This is a genomic window from Salmonella sp. GDC200615, assembly GCF_050574145.1.
Lineage (GTDB): Bacteria > Pseudomonadota > Gammaproteobacteria > Enterobacterales > Enterobacteriaceae > Salmonella > Salmonella enterica.
This window is the reverse complement of the sequence record NZ_CP192247.1, coordinates 2,183,722-2,210,106: the sequence shown is the minus strand read 5'-3', so window position 1 is coordinate 2,210,106 and position 26,385 is coordinate 2,183,722. Positions and strand designations below refer to the sequence as shown.

21 protein-coding genes and 3 pseudogenes are annotated in these 26,385 nt (G+C 52.6%); 12 read left to right on the top strand and 12 right to left on the bottom strand.

Translation table 11 applies throughout. From position 1 onward, the window contains the following. Positions 1 to 121: 121 nt before the first annotated feature. Positions 122 to 1,411 (top strand): voltage-gated ClC-type chloride channel ClcB, encoded by a 1,290-nt coding sequence (clcB, locus tag ACQ29O_RS10570; RefSeq protein WP_000554905.1) that lies wholly within the window; start codon positions 122 to 124, stop codon positions 1,409 to 1,411. On the opposite strand, the gene bioD is transcribed toward clcB, so the two are convergent. From bioD to ACQ29O_RS10555, 3 genes are all read right to left on the bottom strand, one after another. Then, the gene (gene bioD, locus ACQ29O_RS10565) at positions 1,367 to 2,062 is read right to left on the bottom strand and encodes a dethiobiotin synthase (protein ID WP_000919234.1); all 696 of its coding nucleotides are present in this window, start codon (positions 2,060 to 2,062) and stop codon (positions 1,367 to 1,369) included. The two genes, clcB and bioD, sit on opposite strands and share 45 nt — an antisense overlap. A 125-nt stretch (positions 2,063 to 2,187) precedes the next feature. Further along, positions 2,188 to 3,408, bottom strand: coding sequence for a sugar metabolism global transcriptional regulator Mlc (gene mlc, locus ACQ29O_RS10560; protein WP_000225087.1), 1,221 nt, complete (start codon positions 3,406 to 3,408; stop codon positions 2,188 to 2,190). 127 nt (positions 3,409 to 3,535) lie between these two features. Continuing rightward, a complete protein-coding gene (locus tag ACQ29O_RS10555; RefSeq protein WP_001019577.1) occupies positions 3,536 to 4,435 on the bottom strand; it encodes a LysR family transcriptional regulator in 900 nt (299 codons plus the stop codon). Positions 4,436 to 4,554: 119 nt separating this feature from the next. Between ACQ29O_RS10555 and ACQ29O_RS10550 the strand changes: the two genes are divergently transcribed. Continuing rightward, positions 4,555 to 5,808: an MFS transporter gene (locus tag ACQ29O_RS10550; protein ID WP_000091801.1), complete on the top strand. Its 1,254-nt coding sequence runs from the start codon at positions 4,555 to 4,557 to the stop codon at positions 5,806 to 5,808. A 66-nt stretch (positions 5,809 to 5,874) separates the two neighbouring features. Here ACQ29O_RS10550 and ACQ29O_RS10545 read toward each other — a convergent pair whose 3' ends face one another. Next, complete coding sequence (locus ACQ29O_RS10545) at positions 5,875 to 5,967, bottom strand: KPN_01571 family protein (protein ID WP_001068154.1); 93 nt, start codon at positions 5,965 to 5,967, stop codon at positions 5,875 to 5,877. A 235-nt stretch (positions 5,968 to 6,202) separates the two neighbouring features. On the opposite strand from ACQ29O_RS10545, the gene asr reads away from it, so the two are divergent. Both asr and ACQ29O_RS10535 read left to right on the top strand, forming a co-directional pair. Then, positions 6,203 to 6,451 carry an acid resistance repetitive basic protein Asr gene (gene asr, locus ACQ29O_RS10540; RefSeq protein ID WP_000756313.1) on the top strand — a complete coding sequence of 83 codons (249 nt, stop codon included), beginning with the start codon at positions 6,203 to 6,205 and terminating at the stop codon, positions 6,449 to 6,451. A gap of 268 nt (positions 6,452 to 6,719) precedes the next feature. After that, positions 6,720 to 7,542 (top strand): annotated as a pseudogene (locus ACQ29O_RS10535) (trypsin-like serine peptidase). A 39-nt stretch (positions 7,543 to 7,581) separates the two neighbouring features. On the opposite strand, the gene mdtI reads toward ACQ29O_RS10535, so the two are convergent. The 3 genes from mdtI to ACQ29O_RS10520 form a co-directional block, all read right to left on the bottom strand. After that, the gene (gene mdtI / locus ACQ29O_RS10530) at positions 7,582 to 7,911 is read right to left on the bottom strand and encodes a multidrug/spermidine efflux SMR transporter subunit MdtI (RefSeq protein WP_001183821.1); all 330 of its coding nucleotides are present in this window, start codon (positions 7,909 to 7,911) and stop codon (positions 7,582 to 7,584) included. After that, positions 7,898 to 8,260 carry a multidrug/spermidine efflux SMR transporter subunit MdtJ gene (gene mdtJ / locus ACQ29O_RS10525; RefSeq protein ID WP_000500278.1) on the bottom strand — a complete coding sequence of 121 codons (363 nt, stop codon included), beginning with the start codon at positions 8,258 to 8,260 and terminating at the stop codon, positions 7,898 to 7,900. Before mdtJ ends, mdtI begins: the two co-directional genes overlap by 14 nt. A gap of 111 nt (positions 8,261 to 8,371) precedes the next feature. Further along, the gene (locus ACQ29O_RS10520; RefSeq protein ID WP_001539987.1) at positions 8,372 to 8,542 is read right to left on the bottom strand and encodes a hypothetical protein; all 171 of its coding nucleotides are present in this window, start codon (positions 8,540 to 8,542) and stop codon (positions 8,372 to 8,374) included. Between the two features lie 135 nt (positions 8,543 to 8,677). On the opposite strand from ACQ29O_RS10520, the gene ACQ29O_RS10515 reads away from it, so the two are divergent. After that, positions 8,678 to 9,712, top strand: coding sequence for an AI-2E family transporter (locus ACQ29O_RS10515; protein WP_001118270.1), 1,035 nt, complete (start codon positions 8,678 to 8,680; stop codon positions 9,710 to 9,712). A gap of 174 nt (positions 9,713 to 9,886) precedes the next feature. On the opposite strand, the gene pntB is transcribed toward ACQ29O_RS10515, so the two are convergent. Both pntB and pntA read right to left on the bottom strand, forming a co-directional pair. Continuing rightward, entirely contained in the window at positions 9,887 to 11,275 is a 1,389-nt protein-coding gene (pntB, locus tag ACQ29O_RS10510; protein ID WP_000014055.1) for a Re/Si-specific NAD(P)(+) transhydrogenase subunit beta, read from the bottom strand. 10 nt (positions 11,276 to 11,285) lie between these two features. Next, entirely contained in the window at positions 11,286 to 12,815 is a 1,530-nt protein-coding gene (pntA, locus tag ACQ29O_RS10505) for a Re/Si-specific NAD(P)(+) transhydrogenase subunit alpha (RefSeq protein WP_001219360.1), read from the bottom strand. Between the two features lie 526 nt (positions 12,816 to 13,341). On the opposite strand from pntA, the gene ydgH reads away from it, so the two are divergent. Then, on the top strand, positions 13,342 to 14,286 hold the full coding sequence (gene ydgH / locus ACQ29O_RS10500) for a DUF1471 family protein YdgH (RefSeq protein ID WP_000769294.1): 945 nt from the start codon (positions 13,342 to 13,344) through the stop codon (positions 14,284 to 14,286). Positions 14,287 to 14,584: 298 nt separating this feature from the next. Continuing rightward, positions 14,585 to 15,967, top strand: coding sequence for an amino acid permease (locus ACQ29O_RS10495; RefSeq protein ID WP_000412349.1), 1,383 nt, complete (start codon positions 14,585 to 14,587; stop codon positions 15,965 to 15,967). Between the two features lie 61 nt (positions 15,968 to 16,028). Here ACQ29O_RS10495 and ACQ29O_RS10490 read toward each other — a convergent pair. Continuing rightward, a pseudogene (locus ACQ29O_RS10490) lies at positions 16,029 to 16,363 on the bottom strand (GlpM family protein). A gap of 126 nt (positions 16,364 to 16,489) precedes the next feature. Here ACQ29O_RS10490 and rstA point away from each other — a divergent pair. From rstA to tus, 5 genes and pseudogenes are all read left to right on the top strand, one after another. Next, a complete protein-coding gene (gene rstA / locus ACQ29O_RS10485; protein ID WP_001080048.1) occupies positions 16,490 to 17,221 on the top strand; it encodes a two-component system response regulator RstA in 732 nt (243 codons plus the stop codon). Positions 17,222 to 17,700: 479 nt separating this feature from the next. After that, positions 17,701 to 18,852: a porin OmpS2 gene (ompS2, locus tag ACQ29O_RS10480; protein ID WP_000824305.1), complete on the top strand. Its 1,152-nt coding sequence runs from the start codon at positions 17,701 to 17,703 to the stop codon at positions 18,850 to 18,852. A gap of 152 nt (positions 18,853 to 19,004) precedes the next feature. Beyond that, positions 19,005 to 20,711, top strand: a pseudogene (locus ACQ29O_RS10475) (amidohydrolase). 110 nt (positions 20,712 to 20,821) lie between these two features. Further along, entirely contained in the window at positions 20,822 to 22,123 is a 1,302-nt protein-coding gene (gene rstB / locus ACQ29O_RS10470) for a two-component system sensor histidine kinase RstB (protein WP_000732946.1), read from the top strand. 75 nt (positions 22,124 to 22,198) lie between these two features. Next, positions 22,199 to 23,128 carry a DNA replication terminus site-binding protein gene (tus, locus tag ACQ29O_RS10465; RefSeq protein ID WP_000092497.1) on the top strand — a complete coding sequence of 310 codons (930 nt, stop codon included), beginning with the start codon at positions 22,199 to 22,201 and terminating at the stop codon, positions 23,126 to 23,128. Here the strand turns inward: tus and fumC are convergent. Further along, on the bottom strand, positions 23,125 to 24,528 hold the full coding sequence (gene fumC, locus ACQ29O_RS10460) for a class II fumarate hydratase (RefSeq protein ID WP_000259117.1): 1,404 nt from the start codon (positions 24,526 to 24,528) through the stop codon (positions 23,125 to 23,127). The two genes, tus and fumC, sit on opposite strands and share 4 nt — an antisense overlap. A 167-nt stretch (positions 24,529 to 24,695) precedes the next feature. Further along, positions 24,696 to 26,342: a class I fumarate hydratase gene (gene fumB, locus ACQ29O_RS10455; protein ID WP_000066611.1), complete on the bottom strand. Its 1,647-nt coding sequence runs from the start codon at positions 26,340 to 26,342 to the stop codon at positions 24,696 to 24,698. Positions 26,343 to 26,385: the final 43 nt, after the last annotated feature.

The following is a 26,385-nucleotide window of genomic DNA, read 5'->3' as shown; positions in this document are numbered from 1 at the left end:
GGCCTCTCGCTATCCGGCAGTATCATTATTGTACGCAATATTATATCGCACATAGTGCTTTTGCGTCTGACGCCATTTCCCCGCAGAATAGGCTATCCTGAAACTCCCTATTTACCCGCTCATGCATCGTTTACACGCTTACCCGGATCTGCGCGCGATGTTTCGTCGCCTGCTGATCGCTACGCTCATCGGTATTCTCGCGGCGCTGGCTGTCGCCGCCTTCCGTCATGCGATGCAATTGCTGGAGTGGATTTTCCTGAGTAATGACACCGGCAGTCTGGTGAATGCGGCTGAGGGGCTTTCGCCCTGGCGACGGCTGATTACGCCAGCGCTTGGCGGCCTGGCCGCTGGTCTGTTGCTGTGGGGGTGGCAAAAAATGAACCAACAGCGCCCCCATGCGCCCACTGACTATATGGAAGCATTGCAAACCGACGGGCAATTTGACGTTGGCGCCAGTCTGGTGAAATCGCTGGCCTCGCTGCTGGTCGTGGTCAGCGGCAGCGCAATTGGTCGCGAAGGCGCAATGATCCTCCTCGCCGCGCTGGCGGCATCCAGCTTTGCCCGACGCTTCACGCCGCGTGAGGAATGGAAATTATGGATCGCCAGCGGCGCCGCTGCGGGCATGGCGGGCGCTTACCATGCGCCGCTGGCGGGCAGCCTGTTTATCGCGGAAATCCTGTTCGGTACCTTAATGCTGGCTTCCCTCGGCCCGGTTGTCGTTTCCGCCGTCGTCGCCCTGCTAACCACCCATCTATTAAACGGTAGCGATTCACTACTCTATACCGTACATCTGACCGTTGATCTCCACGCGCGGGAGTACGTCATGATAGTCAGTACCGGCCTGGTCGCCGGTCTGTGCGGTCCATTACTGATGTGGCTGATGACGGCCAGCCATAATAGTTTCTTACGCTTAAAACTGTCCCCGCCCTGGCAACTGGCGTTGGGCGGGCTTATTGTCGGATTACTGTCGTTACTCACGCCCACGGTATGGGGAAACGGCTATAGCGTCGTACAATCATTTTTGCTCTCTCCGCCGCTATTCTCGCTGATTGGCGGAATTTTTGCGTGCAAAATCCTGGCGGTGCTCGCCAGCAGCGGGTCTGGCGCGCCGGGCGGCGTCTTTACGCCAACATTATTTGTCGGATTATCAATTGGAATGTTTCTGGGTCGGATATGGGGATTCTGGCTGCCAGGCTCGGATGAAATAGCGATTTTATTGGGGCTGGCGGGTATGGCGACGCTACTGGCGGCGACAACCCATGCGCCGATAATGTCCACCCTGATGATTTGTGAAATGACCGGCGAGTATCAGTTACTCCCCGGTCTGCTGATTGCCTGTGTAGTCGCGTCAGTGCTCTCGCAAACGTTACGCCATGACTCTATCTACCGCCAGCACGCTGCCGAGCATTGACAAACGAATATACTGCCCCAGCTCACGCTGCTCGGCGCGCGGCAGGTACGGTAGCTCGCCAATCAGCGGCGCTGGCAGTTTTTTCCCAAGCACATCAATAATTTCAGCATAATGCGCCAGGCCAGGATTGATACGATTCGCCACCCAGCCAATTAAGGGCAGTCCATCATTAGCGACAGCTTGCGCAGTCAGTAGCGCATGATTAATGCACCCCTCCTGAATCCCTACCACCATCAATACCGGTAACTGTTCCTGTACCACCCATTCAGACAATGGACGTAAATCATTCATCAAACTACGCCAGCCACCAGTGCCCTCCACAACAACGTGGTCCACTTTATCGCTCAGGCTCGCCAGACCGTTGGACAGCAAGGTGTAATTTATAGGACAGCTATGCGCGACGCTGCTTTCTTCTTCGCTTAACGCGATCGGATTAATCGCCTCATACGGCAACTCCAGCGAAGAGACGCTTTGCAATACCAGCGCATCTTTGTTGCGCATCCCTTCTGCAGTCTCTTTGCTCCCTTTAGCGACAGGTTTATACCCTGCAACGCTCTTACCACTCGACGCTAACGCTTGTAGTAATGCGCGGGAAACCACCGTCTTCCCAACAGAAGTGTCTGTACCTGTAATAAAGAAACGCTTCAGCATCACTAACTCCACCGTTATGCTTCGAAAATATAAGCCAGGAAAATAATACAGTGGAGAAAGTCTAAGATATGGCAAGGGCAATCAGCTTGAGTTAGCGCAAATTTTTGTACAACAGTTAAAAAATGTTAACCCTGTAATAGACGAATCAACAAAGAGCCGTTATACATCGCGTCTTTTACCAACGCCGCCCCGGCCATCGTACCCTGGTTGGTAAACTGCGTGCTTTCCACAACCGTATTCCTGCTGTAGGCGGGCAGCGCCTGTTGACGGATACTGTCAGCAATGGCTGGAAAAAGGATATCAGCCGCTTTACTTAGCGGCGAACCAATAAGAATTTTTTGCGGATTAAATAAATTCACCATGATAGCCAGAATGCGTCCGACATGCGCGCCAACGCCGCTAATAATATCTTTTGCTAATAGATCTCCCTGCATCGCCGCCTGACACAGTGAATCTACCGTTAACGGCTGGCCGTGCAACATTGAACTCATCGACTGATTAAGCCGAAGCTGCGTAAGTTCCAGCACGCTATCGACGCTGGCGATGGTCTCCAGACAGCCATGATTACCGCAATAACAGCGCTTACCATAAGGATCGACCTGGGTATGCCCAATCTCTACCAGACTGCTACTACCCGCATGAAGCAAATGACCGTCGGTGATAACGCCCGCCCCCACATTATGATCAATCACCACCTGGATAACGTCGCGCGCGCCGCGTGAGGCGCCAAAAAGCGCCTCTGCCATCGTCCAGGCGCTAATATCATGCTGAATGTAAACCGGTACGCCGGTGTGCCGCTCCAGCGCATCTCCCAAAGGCATCTCTTTGACATCTTCGTAATACGGCATCCGGTGCACAACGCCGTTTTCGGTATCGATAATGCCCGGTAACGTAATGGCAATGGAGGTCAGACGCTCCAGTTTCTGCTGATGGCGGGTAAAAAACCGATCAACGTGCGTAATAATTCGCTCAAGCAACGGCGTAGCTTCGTTTAACGGCAGCGCCAGACACTCTTCTACCACCAGTTTGCTGCTAAGATCGCGCAGTGCAAGGAAAATTTCGCCACGGCTAATACGAATAGATAAATAGTGCCAGGCTTCCGTTTCCACCATCAGCCCGACGGCGGGACGTCCGCGACTGCCCGCCTCTTTAATTTCAAGTTCCTGAACCAAATGCGCTTCCAGCATTTCGCGAACAATTTTCGTAATACTGGCAGGCGCCAACTGCGCCAGACGAGACAGGTCAATTCGCGATACCGGTCCGAGCTGATCAATCAGGCGATACACTGCGCCAGCATTGGTCTGCTTAATTTGATCGATATGCCCAGGCTGACTATCAGCAACCACCGCTCACTCCCTTTATTTTCGCGCTCCGAAATAATCTGTGTGCTATGGTGAAACACTTCAATACTCGCCGTCAACTTTTTGCTTAGCCGTGTGATTAACTGCACATTTTCACCCTTTTTAAGCGTAATTAATCCCGTCGGGCAGCCAGTAATAGCAGTTGGCAAAACCGCTGTACGGCATGACTCTGTTCATGATGCTTTGGCCATACCAGCCACATTTCAGATACGGCGTCCTCTTCCGCCAGGGGAACCCAGCGCATCTCGCTCATCTGTACACGCTTAAAGGATGCCGGCAGAATCGAGACACCCAGTCCCGCCGCTACCAGACCGATAATGGTCATTGCCTCGCCAACCTCCTGCGTGATGGTCGGCGACAGGTTATAGCGCCGCATCAGGCCGAGGATATCGTCGTAGAGGCCCGTCCCGACATGCGGATCGAAAAAGACGAAAGGTTCTTCCGCCAGTTCTGTCAGACTGACGACCGGCTTTTGCGCCAGCCGATGTTCGCGCGGGATCATGGCCATAAGCGGCTCATGCAAAATCACCTCGCGATTAAGTGTGTCGGGCAACGGCGTATTCCGCAGTAAGCCAATATCCAGTACGCCTTCGTTGAGCGGCGCGATTTGCTCACGCGTATTCATTTCACGCGTTTGCATATGCACCCCCGGATAGGACTGGCGGAACAGCGAAAAGGTATGCGATACCGCCCGAATAAAAGGCGCTGAAGACGTAAAGCCAATACGGATTTCACCCGCTTCGCCCTGATGCAACCGCTCGGCGCGAGCGGCGGCGTCGTTTACCAGACTCAGGATGTGTCGGCTATCCACCAGAAACTGTCGCCCGGCGGCGGTTAACGCTACGCTGCGGTTAGTCCGCGCCAGTAATCGCGCGCCGACCTGCTGCTCCAGAATTTGTATCTGCTGACTCAGCGGCGGCTGCGAGATATTGAGGCGCGCGGCGGCGCGACCAAAATGCAGCTCTTCTGCTACCGCCACAAAGTAACGTAAATGACGTAATTCGATATTCATATTTTTAACGTCTTATTTGAGACAATTAATATATTAGACAGAATATTTTGCTTTTTCTATGCTTTACATGTCGGTTATACCCGTCTCCTGTTGACGGAGATGTAAAGCAAGGATTTAACGTGAGTCGTACAACTATTCTCGATGACGCCACGGCGAGCGATATCGATGAACAACGCCATTCTCAGCCGGTTCAATTTATTAAACGCGGTACAGCGCCTTTCATGCGCGTCACGCTGGCCCTTTTTTCCGCGGGCCTGGCGACTTTCGCGCTCCTTTATTGCGTTCAGCCTATACTACCGGTACTTTCCCAGGAGTTTGGCGTCTCCCCCGCCAGCAGCAGCGTTTCACTTTCTATTTCTACCGCCATGCTGGCTATCGGCTTACTTTTTACCGGCTCGCTTTCTGATGCGATAGGCCGTAAACCGGTGATGGTCACCGCCTTGTTATTAGCCTCCTGCTGCACATTGTTATCAACCATGATGACCAGCTGGCATGGTATTCTGATTATGCGCGCGCTGATCGGTCTGTCGTTAAGCGGCGTCGCCGCGGTGGGAATGACCTACCTGAGCGAAGAAATCCATCCCAGCTTTGTCGCTTTCTCTATGGGGCTTTATATTAGCGGTAATTCCATCGGCGGGATGAGCGGGCGTTTATTAAGCGGCGTCATGACCGACTTTTTTAACTGGCGCATCGCGCTGGCGGCCATCGGATGCTTTGCGCTGGCGTCCGCGCTGATGTTCTGGAAGATTTTACCCGCCTCGCAACATTTCCGTCCCACGTCGCTACGGCCTAAAACGCTATTTATTAATTTCCGTCTCCACTGGCGCGATCGGGGGTTACCTCTGCTGTTTGCAGAAGGTTTTTTACTGATGGGCGCGTTCGTCACCCTGTTTAACTACATTGGTTATCGCCTGATGCTCTCCCCCTGGGAATTAAGCCAGGCCGTGGTCGGACTGTTATCCGTAGCCTATCTCACCGGCACATGGAGCTCGCCGAAAGCTGGCGCCATGACCTCACGCTATGGCCGGGGGCCGGTGATGCTGTTCTCTACCGCAGTAATGCTGGGTGGGCTTTTACTGACGCTTTTTACCTCGCTTTGGCTGATTTTTGCTGGGATGCTGCTTTTTTCCGCCGGCTTTTTCGCCGCGCACTCCGTGGCCAGTAGCTGGATTGGCCCGCGTGCGCGTCGGGCGAAGGGACAGGCCTCGTCACTTTATCTTTTCAGCTATTATCTGGGGTCCAGTATTGCCGGGACGCTAGGCGGTGTATTCTGGCATAGTTACGGCTGGAACGGCGTAGGTGGTTTTATCGCGCTAATGCTGGTGCTGGCCATCCTGGTCGGGACGCGGTTACATCACCGTCTTCATGCCTGAAAAGAAATATTCCGGCGATAGCAACGTGCGCTATCGCCGGGCTGGTTTCACGCCACGACTCACTGTTCACCATAGACCTGTCAGGCTTGATACGCCCATAACTTCTCTGATTGCATCCAGCGCCAGAAGCGTAAATACCACCCAGATTATCGGATTCATATACGGTGTGCCTGTTATTCTGGAGGGCGGATATTACCGACTCTGCGGCCAAAAATAACGGCCGGTAACGTAAAGCTACCTATTATGGTGGGGGCTGACATCGCGTTACCGGGGGATTGTACATAGCGTTACATGCCGAAACCAATCACTCACGGAAGCCTTTTGATAACAGCGATATAGTCATTTCACCGGCCCCGCAGTGGGGTTGAATGAAAACCAAATCGAGGGTATCAAAATGAAAAAAGTATTAGCTCTGGTTGTTGCCGCTGCAATGGGTCTCTCTTCCGCAGCATTCGCGGCTGAGACTGCAACGCCTGCGAAAACCGCAGCGCCTGCCAAAACAACCCAGAACACCCAGCACCACAAAAAACAGCATAAAAAAACCGTTGAGCAAAAAGCGCAGGCGGCTAAAAAGCACCAGAAAAAAGGTGGTAAAGCGCCAGCCAAAACCCCGTCAAAACCAACTACTCAACCGGCTGCGTAAGTCGTAACATGCTGCGGCGCGCCCCCGCGCCCGTTTTTACGGCGCTAAATTGTTCTGGTTTAGCGCCGCCTTCCGGGAGGGCAAAAAAGTGTCTCGCTACCGCTTTGAGCTCATTCTTATCGTGCTTATTTTATGCGCCGCTATTGCCACGCATTTCTATCTTTCCTGAGTGTAGTTATCTGATTTTACTCCCACTTTCTTACCGTCACGTCTATAGTAGTACTGAGGGTTTGTTGTTAATAATCATAATTACCCACCAGAGTGTGATATGCATAAAACCATTGCTGTATTACTGGGCATAGTGTGTTTTTTTACCGGTTATGGCGAAAGCCAGGGGGGCTGAAACAGACGCCACGGATGCCAGCGACGTCAAAACGCTTTTTTTTAACCATGATGATCGGGTGCCCGTCGCCGATCCTACCCAATCGCCGTGGGATGCCATCGGGCAACTAGAGACCGCCAGCGGTAATTTGTGTACGGCAACGCTTATCTCCCCGCATATCGCCCTGACAGCAGGTCACTGCCTGCTAACGCCACCGAAAGGAAAACCAGACAAGGCGGTTGCGCTGCGTTTTGTGGCGCGAAAAGGAGTATGGCGCTATGAAATCCACGGCATTGAAGGCCGCGTTGAACCGTCGCTGGGCCGACGCCTGAAAGCGGATGGCGATGGCTGGATTGTGCCGCCTGCCGCGGCAAGCTGGGATTTTGGTCTGGTAATATTGCGCTACCCACCTTCCGGTATCACGCCAGTGCCTTTATTTACCGGCGATAAAGCGGCGCTCACTGCGGCGTTGAAAGCCGCAGACCGAAAAGTCACGCAGTCCGGTTATCCGGAAGATCATCTGAATGCGCTCTATTCCCATCAGGATTGCGTCGTGACCGGCTGGGCGCAGAATGCCGTACTCTCACACCAGTGCGACACGTTACCAGGCGACAGCGGCTCGCCGCTCTTATTGCACACGGATAGCGGATGGCAGCTCATTGGCGTACAAAGCTCCGCCCCTGCGGCTAAAGATCGCTGGCGCGCCGATAACTGCGCTATATCCGTCACCGGCTTTCGCGATAAGCTGAAAGCTCTGGCGCAGGATTAATGCGGGAATCGCTGCCTGAACCGACAGGCAGCGATCGTCTCAGGCAAATTTGATCATGACCATTCCGGCGAGCAGCAATATCACGCCAACCCAGCCTTTGGGGTTTAAGCGCTGGCCGAAGAGCACCCAGCCCGCCGCCAGCGTGGCGGCAATACCAAAACCGCCCCATAACGCATACGCCACCGACAGGTCTATCCCTTTTACCGCCTGGGAAAGCGCGCTGAAGGCGGCCAGAACAGCGGCAAGCGATAAGATGCCATAGCATTTACGGCGAAAGCCGTCCGAAAATTTCAACAGTACGTTAGCCGCGATTTCCAGCATTATTGCCAGCCCAAGCCAGGCGCCGTGTATCCATTCAAATTGTTGCACGAGTCGCCTCCTTCACCGGTTTGCCGGGTTTACGCGTCCCTGATTTGATCAATACTATGCCGGCGACCAGCGTCAGCAAGCCGGCAATCTTCATGGTTGATAATGCTTCATCAAATAGCAGCACGCTAAAAATGGTAATAAATAAAATGCCGATCCCCTCCCATAAGGCATACGCTACACCCAGGGCAATCTTTTTTACCGCAAAAGAAAGAAATATATATGACAGCGTGATCATCACCAGCATTAAAATAAAACCCGCATTGCCATTACCCACGCTAGCCCATTTCATTGAGAGCGTGCCGGTAATTTCAGTCGCGATAGCCAGAGCTAATAAAATCCAGTAAAACATGACACTTCTCCTGCATGAGAATATACTCTTTCGAGTCTGCTGCACGCAGCAAACTAAAAAATAAAATCAGTTAGCACAGCGCATTGCGCCAGCTCAGGCAGAAGTGAGAGACTAAAGTGCGTTACGCCAGTGCTGCTCGCCGATAAGAAGGAAAAAGGAGGTAGAGTGAAGATGCGTTTGCGTGGAGAAAAAAGCGCTGAACATATTGTCCATAATATTACAATTATCCGCAGTGTTGCTTCTCGTCATCGCGGATGATAATTGTCCTCGGTAGTTGAACACGCCTGATTTGTATCATAAGCCAGGAATTAACTCAAAATATTTTCACTTCTTTACCTGAAGTATTTGATTTTAACCAGAACAGGTCGACCGACATCACATTATTATTCGTGTCGGCATCAGAAAACAGGGACTGATATGGCAAAACCGATCATCACGCTCAATGGTCTAAAAATCGTCATTATGCTGGGAATGCTGGTGGTTATTCTGAGCGGTATCCGCTTCGCCGCAGATATCATTGTTCCCTTTATTTTGGCGTTATTTATTGCGGTCGTTCTCAATCCCGTTGTGCAACGGATGACCCGATGTCGAATTCCGCGCGTTATCGCCGTGTCATTGCTCATTGTGATTATTGTCATGCTAATGGTACTGCTACTGGCCTATTTGGGGACATCATTAAATGAACTGGCCCGTACCCTACCGCAGTATCGCTCCTCATTGGTGATACCGTTGCAACGTATCGAACCGTGGTTGCAGCGAGCAGGCATTGGCGTGTCGGTTGATGAGCTGGCGAAATATATCGATCCAAACGCCGCAATGACTCTGGTAACGAACCTGCTCACCCAGCTGTCCAATGCCATGTCGTCCATCTTTTTATTGTTATTGACCGTGGTATTTATGCTGCTGGAGGTTCCACAATTGCCTGAAAAACTGCAGCAGATGATGAGCCGTCCGGTGGAGGGCATGGCGGCAATTCAACGCGCGCTTGATAGCGTTTCCCATTATCTGGTGCTAAAAACAGCGATCAGTATCGTGACGGGACTGGTCGCATGGGGAATGCTGGCCGCGCTGGATGTCCGCTTCGCCTTTGTCTGGGGACTACTGGCCTTCGCGCTGAACTATATTCCTAATATTGGATCGGTGCTCGCTGCCCTGCCGCCCATTATTCAGGTGCTGGTATTTAACGGGTTTTATGATGCGCTGCTGGTGCTGGCAGGCTATCTGCTGATTAATCTGGTCTTCGGCAATATCCTTGAGCCACGAATCATGAGACGTGGTTTAGGCCTTTCAACCTTAGTGGTATTTTTGTCGTTAATTTTCTGGGGCTGGCTATTAGGTCCGGTGGGCATGCTGCTCTCCGTTCCGTTAACCATCATTGTCAAAATCGCCCTCGAACAGACCACCGGCGGGCAGAGTATCGCCGTTCTGCTTAGCGATTTAAACAAAAGATAAAATGCAATACATACACAAAATCATTCAAGATGCCTCGCGGCGGCAAGGGAAGAAATACCCGGGAGCATAGATAACGATGTGACCGGGGTTTCTGAGCGCAGCCAACAAAGAGGCAGCGTAAAGGATGAAGTGTATAAAAACGGCCTCCGAAGAGGCCGCCGCACGTTTAAAAGATTAAAGCGCTTTCAGAATTGCATCCACGCTGGCTTTGGCATCGCCAAACAGCATTTGCGTATTCTCTTTAAAGAACAGCGGGTTCTGCACACCAGCATAACCAGTATTCATTGAACGCTTAAAGACCACGACATTCTGTGCTTTCCACACTTCGAGAACCGGCATACCGGCGATCGGGCTGCGGGGATCGTCTTGCGCCGCCGGGTTCACCGTATCGTTCGCGCCAATCACCAGCACGGTATCGGTATCGGCGAAATCATCATTGATTTCGTCCATTTCCAGCACGATGTCATAAGGCACTTTCGCCTCTGCCAACAGCACGTCCATATGCCCCGGCAGGCGACCCGCCACCGGATGAATGCCGAAACGCACATTGATACCGCGCGCACGCAGTTTTTCGGTGATTTCCGCCACCGGATACTGCGCCTGCGCCACCGCCATCCCGTACCCCGGCGTAATAATGACGGAGTGGGAGTTTTTCAGCATCTCAGCGGTCTCTTCCGCCGTGATTTCGCGATGTTCGCCAGCTTCCTGATCGTCGCCCGTTGAGGAGCCGTCAGTACCGAACCCACCAGCAATAACGCTGATGAAAGAGCGGTTCATCGCTTTACACATAATGTAAGACAGGATCGCGCCTGACGAACCGACCAGCGCGCCGGTCACAATCAGCAAATCGTTGCTCAACATGAAGCCAGCCGCCGCGGCAGCCCAACCGGAATAGGAGTTCAGCATTGAAACAACCACCGGCATGTCCGCCCCGCCGATAGAGGCGACCAGATGCCAACCAAACGCCAGCGCGATAATGGTCATCAGCAGCAGCGCCAGAACCTGTAGACCCACGCTTTCGGTGCGGACAAAAACCAGCAGCAACAGGAAAGAAACAACCAGCGCCGCCAGGTTCATTTTGTGACGGTTAGGCAACATCAACGGCTTAGAAGAGATTTTGCCGCGCAGTTTACCAAACGCTACGATCGATCCAGTGAAAGTGACTGCGCCAATAAAGATACCGAGGAAGACTTCGGTCAGATGAATATTCACCAGCACCGGCGCCAGACTGGCGTCATGGTACAGATAGCTGTTAAAGCCAACCAGTACCGCCGCCAGGCCCACGAAACTGTGCAGAATCGCGACCAGCTCCGGCATCTCGGTCATCTCAACTTTTTTCGCCATGCGGATGCCAATCGCGCCGCCAATAATCATGGCGACCAGAATCCATGCCACGTTGCCGGTATCCGGCCCGAAAATGGTCGCCAGCAACGCGATCGCCATCCCGGCAATACCGAAGTTATTCCCCTGGCGGGACGTTTCATGCTTTGAAAGCCCGGCAAGACTGAAAATAAACAGGATCGCGGCAACAATGTATGCAGCTGTAACTAATCCTCCAGACATGTGTTACCCCTTAGTTTTTCCGGAACATTTTCAGCATACGCTGAGTCACGGTGAAGCCACCGAAAATATTAATGCTGGCGATAAGCACTGCGATAAAGCTCAGGAAGCTGACCCAGCCGCCCTGACCAATTTGCAATAATGCCCCGACAACAATAATCCCTGAAATTGCGTTGGTCACCGACATTAATGGCGTATGAAGCGCATGAGACACGTTCCACACCACGTAATAACCAACCACGCAGGCGAGCGCAAACACGGTAAAATGGCCGAGGAACTCTTTTGGCGCGACATCGGCCAGCCAGCCAAAAAGAATGATCGCCAGCGCCATTAACGCATACTTCCGCCAGGGTGAAGCGGGCTTTTCCGGCTCTTTTGGCGCAGGTGCTGCTTTAGGCGCGGCCTGTGGCTGCGCGGAAACCTGGATTGGCGGCGCAGGCCAGGTAATGTCGCCGTCACGAATCACCGTCACGCCACGGATCACGACATCGTCAAAATCCACGTCAATATTGCCGTCTTTCTCTTTGCACAGCAGCTTCAGCAGGTTAACCAGGTTGGTGCCATAAAGTTGGGATGACTGCGTCGGCAAACGCCCCGGTAGATCGGTGTAGCCAATCACTTTCACGCCATTGTCCGTCGTCACAACCTGATTAGCGACGGTATATTCGCAGTTACCGCCGTTCTGCGCGGCCAGGTCGACAATCACGCTGCCGGCCTTCATAGAATCGACCATATCGCGGGTAATCAGCTTCGGCGCAGGTTTGCCCGGAATCAACGCGGTGGTAACAATGATATCGACCTCTTTGGCCTGGGCGGCAAAGAGCGCCATTTCCGCTTTGATAAACGCCTCGGACATCACTTTGGCGTAACCATCGCCGCTACCGGCTTCCTCTTTAAAATCCAGTTCGAGGAACTCAGCCCCCATACTCTGGACCTGCTCTTTGACTTCAGGACGAGTGTCAAACGCGCGGACAATCGCCCCCAGGCTGTTTGCCGCGCCGATAGCCGCAAGACCGGCAACGCCCGCGCCAATCACCATCACCTTCGCCGGCGGCACTTTCCCGGCGGCAGTGATTTGGCCGGTAAAGAAGCGCCCAAATTCATGCGCGGCCTCTACAATGGCGCGATAACCCGCGATATTCGCCATTGAGCTTAACGCGTCGAGCGATTGCGCGCGGGAAATACGCGGCACGGAGTCCATCGCCATCACCGTAACCTTACGTTCGGCAAGTTTCTCCATTAACCCAGGATTTTGCGCAGGCCAGATAAAACTGACCAGCGTAGTCCCGGGGTTCAGTAAAGCGATTTCCTCTTCTTCAGGCGCATTAACCTTGAGAATAATTTCCGACTGCCAGATAGCATTGCCGTCTACAATATCCGCGCCAGCCTGCGCAAACGCTTTGTCGTCAAAACTTGCCAGTTGACCCGCCCCGCTTTCGATAGCGACGCTAAACCCCAGCTTCAGTAGCTGCTCTACCGTTTTCGGCGTCGCAGCGACACGGGTTTCATTGGGTAACCGCTCTTTTGGTATGCCAATTCGCATAAATGTTCCCTTCCATCGATATTTTTGATGATGGTTTGTCAGTAAGCGCGAGAAGCGTACGCCTGCCCGCGTTTGAGGTAAATGTTACCCCAGCAGAATAAAACCGTTACAAACTCTCTATAACCTACTGAAAATAACGCCTGTGATCTAGCGCCAAAAAACAGAATTTTTTATCAAATTTGCAAAACATGAACGATTCAGCCGCTAAGCAGCCATAATGCCTTGAAAATGGCCTGCGAGGGCTGATAATTCGCTCAAATTTGACAGCAAAACATCATTAAACCCCTGGCGCGATCAAGAAATTAACATTAAATTAACTTATTAAATTTATGCGCTTCATTAGCTTAGCCGCCCGGACGCCGTTTTTTTCGACATATCGGCAAATGTTATCATCAAAGATAGGATACATGACACGATGCGTGAAAAATCCCGCAGACATCCATATGGTTTAAATGCAATAATCAGCCACGTTTCTAGTCAATAACAATACCAGTACCTGGTTTGCGCAAGGCGAAGGATTATTTTTATGAAGCTTAAGAACACTCTCCTGGCGTCGGCTCTGCTTTCTGCGGCTGCTTTTTCTGTCCATGCAGCAACAGAACTGACGCCGGAGCAAGCGGCTGCACTAAAACCTTATGACCGCATCGTTATTACCGGTCGTTTTAATGCTATTGGCGATGCGGTCTCCGCCGTGTCCCGCCGCGCAGATAAAGAAGGCGCAGCCTCCTTCTATGTTGTCGACACCTCGGAGTTCGGCAACAGTGGTAACTGGCGTGTTGTGGCGGACGTGTATAAAGCCGACGCGCCGAAAGCCGACGCGCCCAAAAATCGTGTCATTAATGGCATCGTGGAATTACCGAAAGACCAGGCCGTACAATTAGAACCGTATGATACCGTCACCGTTCAGGGCTTCTACCGTAGCCAGCCGGAAGTTAACGATGCCATTACGAAAGCGGCGAAACAAAAAGGCGCATACGCTTTCTATATTGTTCGTCAGATAGATGCGAATCAGGGCGGAAACCAGCGCATCACTGCATTTATCTATAAACAAGATGCGAAAAAACGCATCGTCCAGAGCCCGGACGCTATTCCGGCAGACTCTGAAGCTGGCCGCGCCGCGCTGGCTCAGGGCGGCGAAGCTGCGAAGAAAGTCGAAATTCCAGGCGTCGCCACGTCAGCCTCGCCGAGCGCCGAAGTAGGCCGTTTCTTCGAAACGCAATCCTCCAAAGGCGGACGTTACACTGTCACACTTCCGGATGGCACAAAAGTTGAGGAGCTGAACAAAGCGACGGCTGCGATGATGGTGCCTTTCGACAGCGTTAAGTTCACCGGCAACTACGGCAATATGACAGAAATCTCCTATCAGGTCGCCAAACGCGCGGCGAAGAAAGGCGCTAAGTATTATCATATTACGCGTCAGTGGCAGGAGCGCGGCAATAACATCACCATCAGCGCCGACCTCTATAAATAAGGCGCGCGTCGCCATCAGGCTTTCTCGCCAGATGGCGGCATACCTGCCTTATCAGGCCTACACGATCGTTCAACGGCAGGCCTGATAAGCCACCATCCGGCACTTTCTCGCGGGATGCCAGTTCCGTCAAATATCGCGATGAATCTCACTTTTCGCTTTTTTGGCGATAAATCTTATCCAGGCCGTTGCATGCGGTCCCTTCTCTCCGTAAAATCCCGCGCCTTAGTGGCTTTCACCATTTTTATGCGTTTTGCCATAATAATTATTCTTCCAATTTCATTTTTATAGCTGGATACCAATGGAAAAAAAACTGGGACTGAGCGCGCTGACCGCGCTGGTTTTAAGCTCAATGCTTGGCGCAGGTGTTTTCAGTCTGCCCCAGAATATGGCCGCCGTTGCCAGTCCGGCTGCGTTGTTAATTGGCTGGGCCATTACCGGCGTGGGGATACTCTTACTGGCATTCGCCATGTTAATCCTTACGCGCATTCGCTCCGAGCTTGACGGCGGCATCTTTACTTACGCCCGCGAAGGCTTCGGCGAACTGATTGGCTTTTGTTCTGCCTGGGGCTATTGGCTGTGCGCGGTCATCGCCAACGTATCCTATTTGGTTATCGTTTTTTCAGCGCTGAGTTTCTTTACCGATACGCCTGCGCTGCGTCTGTTTGGCGACGGTAATACCTGGCAGGCTATTGTCGGCGCTTCAGTCCTGCTCTGGATTGTCCATTTCCTCATCCTGCGCGGCGTACAAACGGCAGCCAGCATCAATCTGGTCGCGACTCTGGCGAAACTGTTGCCGCTCGGCGCGTTTATTGTGCTGGCTATCATGATGTTCAAACTGGATACCTTCACACTGGACTTCACCGGTGTTGAACTCGATATTCCCGTATGGGAACAGGTCAAGAACACCATGCTTATTACGCTGTGGGTATTTATTGGCGTTGAAGGCGCCGTCGTCGTCTCGGCCCGAGCGAAAAATAAACGCGATGCAGGCCGCGCCACGCTACTGGCGGTTCTCGCGGCGCTGGGAATATATCTCCTGGTCACGCTGCTTTCTCTTGGCGTTCTTGCGCGTCCGGAACTGGCGGAGATGCGTAACCCGTCGATGGCCGGACTGATGGTAAAAATGATGGGGCCGTGGGGAGAAATTATTATTGCAGCGGGACTGATTGTGTCTGTCTGCGGGGCTTATCTAAGCTGGACTATCATGGCGGCAGAGGTGCCGTTTCTGGCGGCAGCCTATAAATCCTTCCCGGGCATCTTCGCGCGACAAAATGCGCAAGGCGCGCCTTCTGCATCGTTATGGCTCACCAATATCTGTGTGCAAATCTGTCTGGTGCTGATCTGGCTGACCGGTTCGGACTACAACACGCTATTGACGATTGCGTCAGAAATGATTCTGGTGCCCTACTTTCTGGTCGGCTCATTTCTGCTGAAGATTGCAACACGTCCCCTCCATCGGGCGGTCGGTATCGGAGCCTGTATTTATGGCTTATGGTTGTTATACGCGTCGGGTCCCATGCACCTGCTGCTGTCCGTCGTACTGTACGCGCCTGGATTACTGGTTTTCCTGTATGCGCGTCGGACGCACAAGCATGACAACGTGTTAAATCGTCAGGAAGTCGTGCTGATTGGTTTATTGCTGGTCGCGGCGGTTCCGGCTACGTGGATGCTGGTGGGTTGACAACCTCCCCATCGTAATATCCGTCTGTATTACGATGGGGAAACCACGGTCTTTGCCAATATTAATGCCATTTAATCCAGCAAAAAATCAGCAGCCACGCGCTTAGCCCCCAGCAGACCACCGCACCGCCAAGCGCGACGGGCAGGCGCATCACGCCGCTGAAATACCATAGCGTTGCAAGATAAATGAAATAAGGAATGATCGACCACATGCTAAAGACGATGGTGGTACGCATCGCGTCGATGCCCCGCTCGCTGGCCACGATATAGTGCGCGATAAGCGCAAACGTTGGAAACAGAGGAATTAATCCGGCGATATAATAATTTTTGTTTTTGACAGCAGACCAATCAATACGACGACCAGCGCCCCCAGGGCAGCTTTAATCACGAGTCCCATTACCTTGCCTTAACACGCTAATAACAACAGCGTGTAGCATAACGGAACCGCTCTCGTTTAGAAAAGATTTATGGAAGGGAAAACAGAGGCGGTGTATGTTGGCGTTTTCTATTCTCCATTTATAATATGAACCGCATTGTATTTGTTGAAGACGACGCTGAAGTGGGTTCTCTCATTGCCGCTTATCTGGCGAAACATGATATTGATGTCATTGTTGAGCCGCGTGGTGACCGGGCGGAGGATCTTATCCTCACCACTCAGCCCGATCTGGTTTTACTGGATATTATGCTTCCAGGTAAAGATGGCATGACGATATGTCGCGATTTACGCCACCGCTGGCAAGGCCCGATTGTCCTGCTCACCTCGCTGGACAGTGATATGAATCATATTCTGGCGCTGGAGATGGGCGCCTGCGACTACATCCTCAAAACCACGCCTCCGGCCGTTTTGCTGGCGCGTCTGCGCTTACACCTGCGGCAAAGCGAACAAACGCAACAGGCAAAAAGTCTTCAGGAGAGCGCGCTTACGCCGCATAAAGCGCTGCGTTTTGGCGCGTTAACCATCGATCCCCTTAACCGGGCGGTCCAGCTCAATGGCGATTTCATATCGCTCTCCACCGCCGATTTTGAATTGCTCTGGGAACTGGCGACACACGCCGGACAAATTATGGATCGCGACGCGTTGCTAAAAACGCTGCGCGGCGTCAATTATGATGGTCTGGATCGCAGCGTGGATGTGGCGATTTCCCGCCTGCGTAAGAAACTGCTGGATAGCGCTGCTGAGCCCTATCGTATAAAGACCATTCGCAATAAAGGCTATCTTTTTGCCCCTCATGCCTGGGACGAAACGACGGGATAAGTTAGCCGACAAATTTTACCTGCCTTTATCAAGTCATAGTGGCGATGCTCATCACCGCCACTGTTCAAAAAACAGACATTGTATACATGAATGCTATTTTTATTAGTCGAAACGGCCCCTTTATTACCGTTTTCTCTGCGTTGTGGTTCATGATTACGTCTTTTTCGCTCAAGAAAGTTAAATTAAAAAAACTCGAAGCCAGTTCACAAAATTGATAACAGAATGTCTGCCCGCCGCTATATTGCCATCTTTTTTCGCAAATTGTGAAATAAAACAAATCACATACATGAATACATAATAACAAATATATTCACCATAAATATATGCGTTTCCGATAGTAACTTTTGTATTAATTAATAACATATAAGAAAAGTTAGCATTTGCTGAAATAATATTATTCAGATTAGGATGCCTTTGATTCAACGAATCTGTAGAAGTTCAATCTTTTGCAAATAAGTTAAGTTTTTAAGGATAAAAAAATGAAAAGAAAAGTATTGGCACTTGTCATCCCGGCTCTGCTGGCTGCTGGCGCAGCACACGCCGCTGAAATTTATAACAAAGACGGCAACAAACTGGACCTTTACGGGAAAGTAGACGGCCTGCACTATTTCTCTGATGACTCTTCTAAAGATGGCGATCAGACCTATATGCGTGTCGGCTTTAAAGGCGAAACGCAGATTAACGACCAACTGACCGGTTACGGCCAGTGGGAATATAACGCTCAGGCTAACACTACCGAAGGCGAAGGCGCTAATTCCTGGACTCGTCTGGCATTCGCCGGCCTGAAATTCGGCGACTACGGCTCATTCGACTATGGTCGTAACTACGGCGTCCTGTACGACGTAGAAGGCTGGACCGATATGCTGCCTGAGTTCGGCGGCGACTCCTATACTTACGCTGACAACTACATGACCGGTCGTGCTAACGGCGTGGCCACCTACCGTAACACTGATTTCTTCGGTCTGGTAGACGGTCTGAACTTCGCGTTGCAATATCAGGGTAAAAATGAAAGCCAAAGCGCTGACGATGTAAATATCGGTACCAATAACCGTAATAATGGCGACGATATTCGTTACGATAACGGTGATGGCTTCGGTATTTCTACTACCTATGATATTGGCATGGGCTTCAGCGCAGGCGCTGCGTATACCACTTCCGATCGTACTAATGAGCAAGTCAATGCTGGCGGCACGATTGCTGGCGGCGACAAAGCGGATGCATGGACAGCTGGCTTGAAATATGATGCCAACAACATCTATTTAGCGACTATGTATTCTGAAACCCGTAATATGACGCCTTATGGTAAAACGGATGCGGGTTATGCTGGCGGCGTAGCAAACAAAACGCAAAACTTCGAAGTTACAGCCCAATATCAATTTGATTTCGGTCTGCGCCCGGCGGTTTCTTTCCTGATGTCTAAAGGTAAAGATCTGACCTATAACAACGTTAATGGCGATGATAAAGACCTGGTTAAATATGCTGATGTAGGTGCTACCTACTATTTCAACAAAAACTTCTCCACCTATGTTGATTATAAAATCAACCTGCTGGATGATGACGACCAGTTCTATAAAGATGCCGGTATCAGCACTGATGATATCGTCGCGCTGGGTATGGTTTACCAGTTCTAATTATTCATTAATTCTTCTCAAGCCCGCCGTTTCGGCGGGCTTTTCTTTTTTTATCACCACCGTTCTAAAAACAGAACGCACTGTTCCCTGGGCACAGATTGAACAATTCTTGTTCGCTCTCTATGGTTTGCTTATCGCCCGACAAAAGGAACATGCTAATGATCAGTCTCGTCCCGCCTCTGCTTTCCAGAACCGCGCTTCTCTTTCTGCTCACGGCCACAGGCGCAGCCACCGTCGCCCGCCCGGCAGCGGATATTATTTTGCATAACGGTAATATCATCACTCTGAATGATGCCCAGCCGCAGGCCAGCGCGCTGGTGATTTCCGGCTCGCGGATTGTGGCGATTGGCGATGATACGGCGACAGATGAATGGCGCGGCGACCATACCCGTACCATCGATTTACAGGGTAAAACCGTGATACCCGGCCTGACCGATACCCACATCCACGCCATTCGCGGCGGACAAACCTAGACATTCGAAACCTACTGGTACGACAGCCCTTCGCTTAAAGACGCGCTGGATAAATTACGCGCCGACGCTAACCGTCGTCCCCACGATCAATGGGTAGCCGTAGTGGGATCGTGGATACCGGCGCAATTTGCAGAAAACCGGGCGCCGACGGTAGCCGAATTGAGCCACGCCCTTCCCGATCATCCGGCTTATATTCAGTATCTTTACGACTATGCGTTAGTGAATCAGCGCGGTATAGACGTACTTGGCCTTAACGACACCCCTCCTCCTGATTTAGCGGGAATCCGCGTAGAGCGCGACGCAAAAGGTAGCGCCACGGGGAAATTATTTGGTGACATCGCCGCGTTTAACCAGCTTTTTGCCAGCATAAGTAGTAACGCCGATCGCGAGGGCGGTCTGCGACAATTTTTCGCTGATATGAACGCTCGCGGCGTGACCGGCATCATTGACCCCTCTGCCGGGCCTGCCGCCGCTTATGAGCCTTTATTTGCAATGCGAAACCAGGGGGATTTACCGCTGCGCGTGGGGTATCGCATTCCGGTACAGCCAGAAGCGAAAGGTCATGAAGCGCAGTGGTTCAGCAACCTGATGGCCTTTCGCCCGGCGCGTGCCGATGACGGGCAACTGGCTTTTCTTGGCCTGGGGGAAAGCCTGGTGGCCGGAATGAATGACGGCGTGCGGATGGCCCCAGGGTTTTCTTCCTCAGAGCAGGACAAAACCGCGCTTCGCCAGGTCGCGACATTTGCGGCAAAACGGGGAATACCGCTTGAGATCCACGCCTATACCGATGACAGCGCCGACGCGATATTGACGATTTTTGAGCAGGTAGCGCAGCAGTACGATCTGCGCCCTCTCCGCTGGTCTATTGCGCATCTGAATACCGGTTCGCCACAGACGCTTGAGCGAATGCGTAAGCTGGGTCTGGCATACACTGTGCAAATGGGGCCTTACTTTGAGGGGCTTGCCATCCGTGACGCCAATCCACCCGGCGCGACGGACAATTCGCCGCCGGTTCGACTGGCGCTGGATAAAGGGCTTGTCGTAGCTGGCGGTACCGATTCGACGCGTATTGGCATTGCCGGTGTCTGGCACGCTATCGAATATCATATCACCGGTATAGCGTCAGGCGGTTCCGTGCGTAAACCCGCCAGCGAGCGGCTCACGCGTCTGGAAGCGCTAGCGTTATATACACGTCATGCCGCCTGGCTCGCCTTTGCCGAACAACACCGGGGCCAGCTTCGCGTCGGAAAACAGGCCGATCTGGCGGTACTCAATCAGCCATTTATGACGATGCCGGAAGACAGAATTGATACCATTCGCGCTGTTTTGACGCTTGTCGATGGACGCATTGTTCACGAAAGTCCGGACCTTAACGCCGGACAATGAGGTTGTCAGTTGACGCAAAGCCTGCTTTTATAACCCACCAGCGGCGCTGACGGGAAATCTTTTTCGTCAGCGCGCGATAGAGCTAATGTATTGAGATCCGGTGGGCGTTGATGAAAAAGCTGTTTGTGCAGTTTTACCTTTTGCTGTTCGTCTGTTTTCTGGTCATGACCTTATTGGTCGGACTGGTGTACAAATTCACCGCCGAACGCGCGGGCAGGCAATCGCTCGACGATCTGATGAAAAGTTCGCTCTATCTGATGCGCAGCGAACTACGGGAAATTCCGCCGCGTGAATGGGGGAAAACGTTAAAAGAGATGGACCTGAACCTCTCTTTCGATTTACGCGTTGAACCGTTAAATCACTATAAGCTTGATGCCGCCACCACGCAGCGACTGCGTGAAGGCGATATTGTCGCGCTTGACGATCAATACACCTTTATTCAGCGTATCCCGCGCAGCCATTACGTCCTGGCGGTTGGCCCGGTTCCCTATCTCTATTTCCTGCATCAAATGCGACTGCTGGATATCGCCTTAATGGCGCTCATTGCCTTTTCTCTCGCCTTTCCTGTGTTTATCTGGATGCGCCCGCACTGGCAAGAAATGCTCAGGCTCGAATCCGCCGCGCAGCGCTTTGGCGAGGGTCATTTGACTGAACGCCTGCACTTCGATAATGGCTCCAGTTTCGAACGTCTGGGCGTCGCGTTCAACCAGATGGCGGATAACATTAATGCCCTGATCGCCAGTAAAAAACAGCTGATTGACGGTATCGCCCATGAGCTTCGCACGCCGCTGGTACGTTTACGCTATCGGCTTGAAATGAGTGAAAATCTGACACCGCCGGAATCACAGGCGCTCAATCGCGATATTGGTCAACTGGAAGCGCTGATTGAAGAACTGCTCACCTATGCGCGCCTTGACCGACCACAAAATGAACTGATGTTGACCGAACCCGACCTCCCCGCATGGTTGCTCGCGCATTTGCAGGATGTGCAGAGCGTGACCCCGGAACGTGCCGTAAACCTTCTCACATGTGTAATCGGCGATTATGGCGCGCTTGATATGCGGTTAATGTCGCGAGTGCTGGATAACCTGCTGAATAATGCGTTGCGCTACAGTCGTACCACCGTTCAGGTCAGCCTGTTACTCGACGGCAGTCAGGCAACGTTGATAGTCGAAGATGATGGCCCCGGCATTGAAGCGGATGCGCGTGAGCGCATATTTGAACCTTTTGTCAGACTCGACCCCAGTAGAGACCGGGCGACAGGCGGCTGCGGGCTTGGACTCGCCATCGTACACTCTATCGCCCTGGCGATGGGCGGTAGCGTCGTCTGTGACGAGAGCGAACTGGGCGGCGCAAAATTTAGTTTTCGCTGGCCGGTCTGGCACGCGATGCCCGACATGACCGCTGCCTGACGCATTTTGCACGCTGGTTGAGCGGCGGGAACTGTGCTATATATATAGTATGTTGTAACTAAAGTGAGTGATACCATGTCCCGCTACGATCTCGTTGAACGCCTGAATGGCACTTTTCGCCAGATAGAACAACACCTGGCGGCGCTGACGGATAATCTACAGCAGCATTCGCTACTTATCGCCCGTGTCTTTTCACTGCCGCAGGTGACCAAAGAGGCGGAACATGCGCCGCTGGATACTATCGAGGTAACGCAACATCTGGGGAAAGAGGCCGAAACGCTGGCGCTACGTCACTATCGCCATTTGTTTATTCAACAGCAGTCCGAAAACCGCAGCAGTAAAGCCGCCGTCCGCCTGCCTGGCGTTTTATGCTATCAAGTGGATAATGCGACACAGCTAGATCTGGAAAATCAGGTACAGCGCATTAACCAGTTGAAAACCACCTTCGAGCAGATGGTTACGGTAGAGTCCGGTCTTCCCTCAGCGGCACGTTTTGAGTGGGTGCATCGGCATCTACCCGGCTTAATTACGCTGAACGCTTACCGCACGCTGACGCTTATCAATAACCCCGCCACCATACGTTTCGGTTGGGCAAATAAACATATTATTAAAAATTTAAGCCGGGATGAGGTTCTGAGCCAGTTGAAAAAAAGCCTCGCGTCGCCGCGCAGCGTCCCGCCGTGGACGCGCGAACAATGGCAATTCAAGCTGGAACGGGAATATCAGGATATCGCTGCCTTACCGCAGCAGGCCCGACTCAAGATTAAGCGTCCGGTTAAAGTACAGCCGATCGCCCGCATCTGGTATAAAGGCCAGCAAAAACAGGTGCAACACGCCTGCCCCACGCCGATTATCGCATTAATCAACACGGACAACGGCGCTGGCGTGCCGGATATTGGCGGGCTGGAAAACTATGACGCCGACAATATTCAGCACCGTTTTAAACCACAGGCGCAGCCGCTGCGACTGATTATTCCGCGACTGCACCTGTATGTGGCGGATTAACGTCCCGGCGTCATACTGCCAACCATCAACTCCGGACGTACCCAGGCGTCGAACTCCTCGTCGCTAAGGTATCCTAATGCCACGGCTGAGGCTTTGAGCGTCAGCCCTTCTTTATGCGCCTTCTTCGCAATCTCCGCCGCTTTATCGTAACCGATGTGCGTATTGAGCGCAGTGACCAGCATCAGCGACTCATTCAGCAACTGCGTAATACGCTCGCGGTTTGGCTCGATTCCTGACGCACAGTGTTGATTGAAACTCGCCATGCCATCGGCCAGCAGGCGCACCGTTTGCAGAAAATTATGAATAACCATCGGACGATAGACGTTGAGCTCAAAGTTGCCCGATGCGCCCCCCATATTGATGGCCACATCGTTACCCATCACCTGGCAACATAGCATCGTTACCGCTTCACACTGGGTCGGATTCACTTTACCAGGCATAATGGAACTGCCTGGCTCATTCTCCGGGATAGCAATCTCGCCAATGCCGCAGCGCGGGCCGGACGCCAGCCAGCGAACATCGTTGGCGATTTTCATCAGCGAGGCCGCCAGTCCTTTTAATGCGCCATGCGCCTGTACCAACGCGTCACAGGTCGCCAGCGCTTCGAATTTATTCGGGGCGGTAACAAACGGCGCCGCGGTAATCGTCGCCAGTTCCTCGGCCACGCGCCGGGCATATTCCGGGTGGGTATTAAGCCCTGTCCCTACTGCGGTTCCGCCGAGCGCCAGTTCCGCGACGTGCGGTAAACTGTGCTCAATATGCCTGAGGTTATGTTCCAGCATGGCTACCCAACCGGAAATCTCCTGGCCTAAGGTGAGCGGCGTCGCGTCCTGCAGGTGAGTACGGCCAATTTTGACAATATCGGCGAAAGCGTGGGATTTATCGCGAAGCGTATCCGTTAATGCGGATAATTGCGGGATAAGGTGTTCGCGTAACGCCAGTAACGCCGCCACGTGCATGGCGGTTGGGAACACATCGTTTGAGCTTTGACTCTTATTGACGTCATCATTGGGATGCACCTTGCGTTCCATACCGCGAACGCCGCCCAAAATTTCACTGGCGCGGTTCGCTAACACCTCATTCATATTCATGTTGCTTTGCGTACCGGACCCGGTCTGCCAAATCGCCAGCGGAAACTCATCAGCATGTTTTCCCGCCAGCACTTCATCAGCCGCCTGGATAATCGCGCTGGCTTTTTCCGCCGCCAACAACCCTAAGTCCTGGTTGACCTTCGCAGCGGCGCGCTTGGTCAACGCCAGAGCGTGAATGAGCGAGACGGGCATTTTCTCCGTGGAAATCCGAAAATGCTCCAGCGAACGTTGAGTCTGCGCCCCCCACAGTTTATCTGCCGGGACTTCAATCGCGCCCATTGAATCTTTCTCGCGGCGTACCGTTACCATTACCTGCTCCTTACTCAAGTTGATGAGATCATGTGTCGACATTGCTCACATGTTTGCGGTCTTATGAGTATTAACGATAACAACACAACGGTGTAGACCGGATAAGGCGCTTGCGCCGTTCTCCGGCAAAATAGCGAATCATGTTACCGCCCCGCAGGGCGGCGACATTACTTAACGCAGCGTGCGCACTGCGATGACTGAATCTGCTGGAAGAAATCGTTGCCTTTATCATCCACCAGAATAAAGGCCGGAAAATCCTCCACTTCAATTTTCCAGATAGCCTCCATACCCAGTTCAGGATATTCCACGCACTCCAGGCGCTTGATACTGCCCTGCGCCAGAACGGCTGCCGGGCCGCCGATACTGCCCAGGTAGAAGCCGCCATGTTTCTTACAGGCATCGGTCACCTGCTGGCTGCGGTTGCCTTTCGCCAACATGATCATACTGCCGCCCTGCGACTGGAGCTGATCAACATAAGAGTCCATCCGTCCTGCGGTAGTCGGCCCAAGCGACCCGGAGGCGTACCCTTCCGGCGTTTTTGCCGGCCCCGCATAATAGATAGGATGATCTTTGATGTACTGCGGCAAACCTTCGCCGCTGTCCATCCGTTCTTTCAGTTTAGCGTGCGCGATGTCGCGACCCACAATAATTGTGCCGTTCAGCGACAGGCGCGTTGATACCGGATACTGCGACAATTGTTGCAGTATCTCGCTCATGGGACGGTTAAGATCAACGCGCACCGCCTCGCCCTCTCCCGCCTGGCGCAGCGCCTCAGGAATATATTTACCGGGATTGCGCTCCAGCTTCTCGATCCAGATCCCTTCCCGGTTGATCTTCGCTTTAATGTTTCGATCCGCGGAGCAGGACACGCCCATACCTACCGGACACGATGCCCCGTGACGCGGCAATCGGATGACACGAATATCGTGAGCGAAATATTTGCCGCCGAACTGCGCGCCTAAGCCAAGATTTTGCGCCTCAAGCAACAATTCTTTTTCCAGCTCAATATCGCGGAAGGCCTGCCCGTGTTCATTGCCTTCGGTTGGTAGCGCATCATAGTATTTTGCCGAGGCCAGCTTAACGGTCTTCAGGTTCGCTTCCGCCGAGGTGCCGCCAATGACAAACGCAATGTGATACGGCGGACAGGCGGCGGTGCCCAGCGTACGCATCTTATCGACGAGATAATTTTTGAGCTTACCCGGCGTCAGAAGCGCTTTTGTCTCCTGATAGAGGTAGGTTTTATTCGCCGAACCGCCGCCTTTAGCAATACAAAGGAATTTATATTCATCGCCATCGACGCTGTAGAGATCGATCTGCGCCGGCAGGTTAGTACCGGTATTGACCTCTTTGTACATATCCAGCGCCGCGTTCTGCGAATAGCGCAGGTTATCTTCGATATAGGTGTTATATACGCCGCGAGCCAGCGCCGCTTCATCACCTCCACCAGTCCAGACGCGTTGGCCTTTTTTGCCGACAATAATGGCCGTACCGGTATCCTGGCAGGTGGGCAACACGCCCTTGGCCGCGATATCGGAGTTTCGCAGGAATTGCAGCGCGACATATTTGTCGTTTTCACTGGCCTGCGGATCGCGCAGAATATCCGCCACCTGCTGCTGATGCGCGGGACGTAGCATAAAAGACGCATCGTGGAAGGCCTGACGCGCCAACAGCGTTAGCGCTTCCGGCGCGACTTTCAGGATCTCTTGTCCTTCGAATTCGGCGACGGAAACATGTTCGCTGGTCAACAAGTAGTACTCGGTATCGTCCTTTTTGAGGGGAAAAGGGTCTTGATAAAAGAAGGGTTTGTTTGACATTGTGCTCTCACTTACCGCTCGGTATGGTTATTCTCTGGGCAGG

Excerpts from the sequence above, each read along its gene's own strand:
- clcB (WP_000554905.1), top strand. The coding sequence starts at position 122 with ATGCATCGTTTACACGCTTACCCGGATCTGCGCGCGATGTTTCGTCGC.
- bioD (WP_000919234.1), bottom strand. The coding sequence starts at position 2,062 with ATGCTGAAGCGTTTCTTTATTACAGGTACAGACACTTCTGTTGGGAAG.
- ACQ29O_RS10555 (WP_001019577.1), bottom strand. The coding sequence starts at position 4,435 with ATGAATATCGAATTACGTCATTTACGTTACTTTGTGGCGGTAGCAGAA.
- ACQ29O_RS10545 (WP_001068154.1), bottom strand. The coding sequence starts at position 5,967 with ATGAATCCGATAATCTGGGTGGTATTTACGCTTCTGGCGCTGGATGCA.
- asr (WP_000756313.1), top strand. The coding sequence starts at position 6,203 with ATGAAAAAAGTATTAGCTCTGGTTGTTGCCGCTGCAATGGGTCTCTCT.
- mdtJ (WP_000500278.1), bottom strand. The coding sequence starts at position 8,260 with ATGTTTTACTGGATTTTATTAGCTCTGGCTATCGCGACTGAAATTACC.
- ACQ29O_RS10515 (WP_001118270.1), top strand. The coding sequence starts at position 8,678 with ATGGCAAAACCGATCATCACGCTCAATGGTCTAAAAATCGTCATTATG.
- pntB (WP_000014055.1), bottom strand. The coding sequence starts at position 11,275 with ATGTCTGGAGGATTAGTTACAGCTGCATACATTGTTGCCGCGATCCTG.
- pntA (WP_001219360.1), bottom strand. The coding sequence starts at position 12,815 with ATGCGAATTGGCATACCAAAAGAGCGGTTACCCAATGAAACCCGTGTC.
- ydgH (WP_000769294.1), top strand. The coding sequence starts at position 13,342 with ATGAAGCTTAAGAACACTCTCCTGGCGTCGGCTCTGCTTTCTGCGGCT.
- ACQ29O_RS10495 (WP_000412349.1), top strand. The coding sequence starts at position 14,585 with ATGGAAAAAAAACTGGGACTGAGCGCGCTGACCGCGCTGGTTTTAAGC.
- rstA (WP_001080048.1), top strand. The coding sequence starts at position 16,490 with ATGAACCGCATTGTATTTGTTGAAGACGACGCTGAAGTGGGTTCTCTC.
- ompS2 (WP_000824305.1), top strand. The coding sequence starts at position 17,701 with ATGAAAAGAAAAGTATTGGCACTTGTCATCCCGGCTCTGCTGGCTGCT.
- rstB (WP_000732946.1), top strand. The coding sequence starts at position 20,822 with ATGAAAAAGCTGTTTGTGCAGTTTTACCTTTTGCTGTTCGTCTGTTTT.
- tus (WP_000092497.1), top strand. The coding sequence starts at position 22,199 with ATGTCCCGCTACGATCTCGTTGAACGCCTGAATGGCACTTTTCGCCAG.
- fumC (WP_000259117.1), bottom strand. The coding sequence starts at position 24,528 with ATGGTAACGGTACGCCGCGAGAAAGATTCAATGGGCGCGATTGAAGTC.
- fumB (WP_000066611.1), bottom strand. The coding sequence starts at position 26,342 with ATGTCAAACAAACCCTTCTTTTATCAAGACCCTTTTCCCCTCAAAAAG.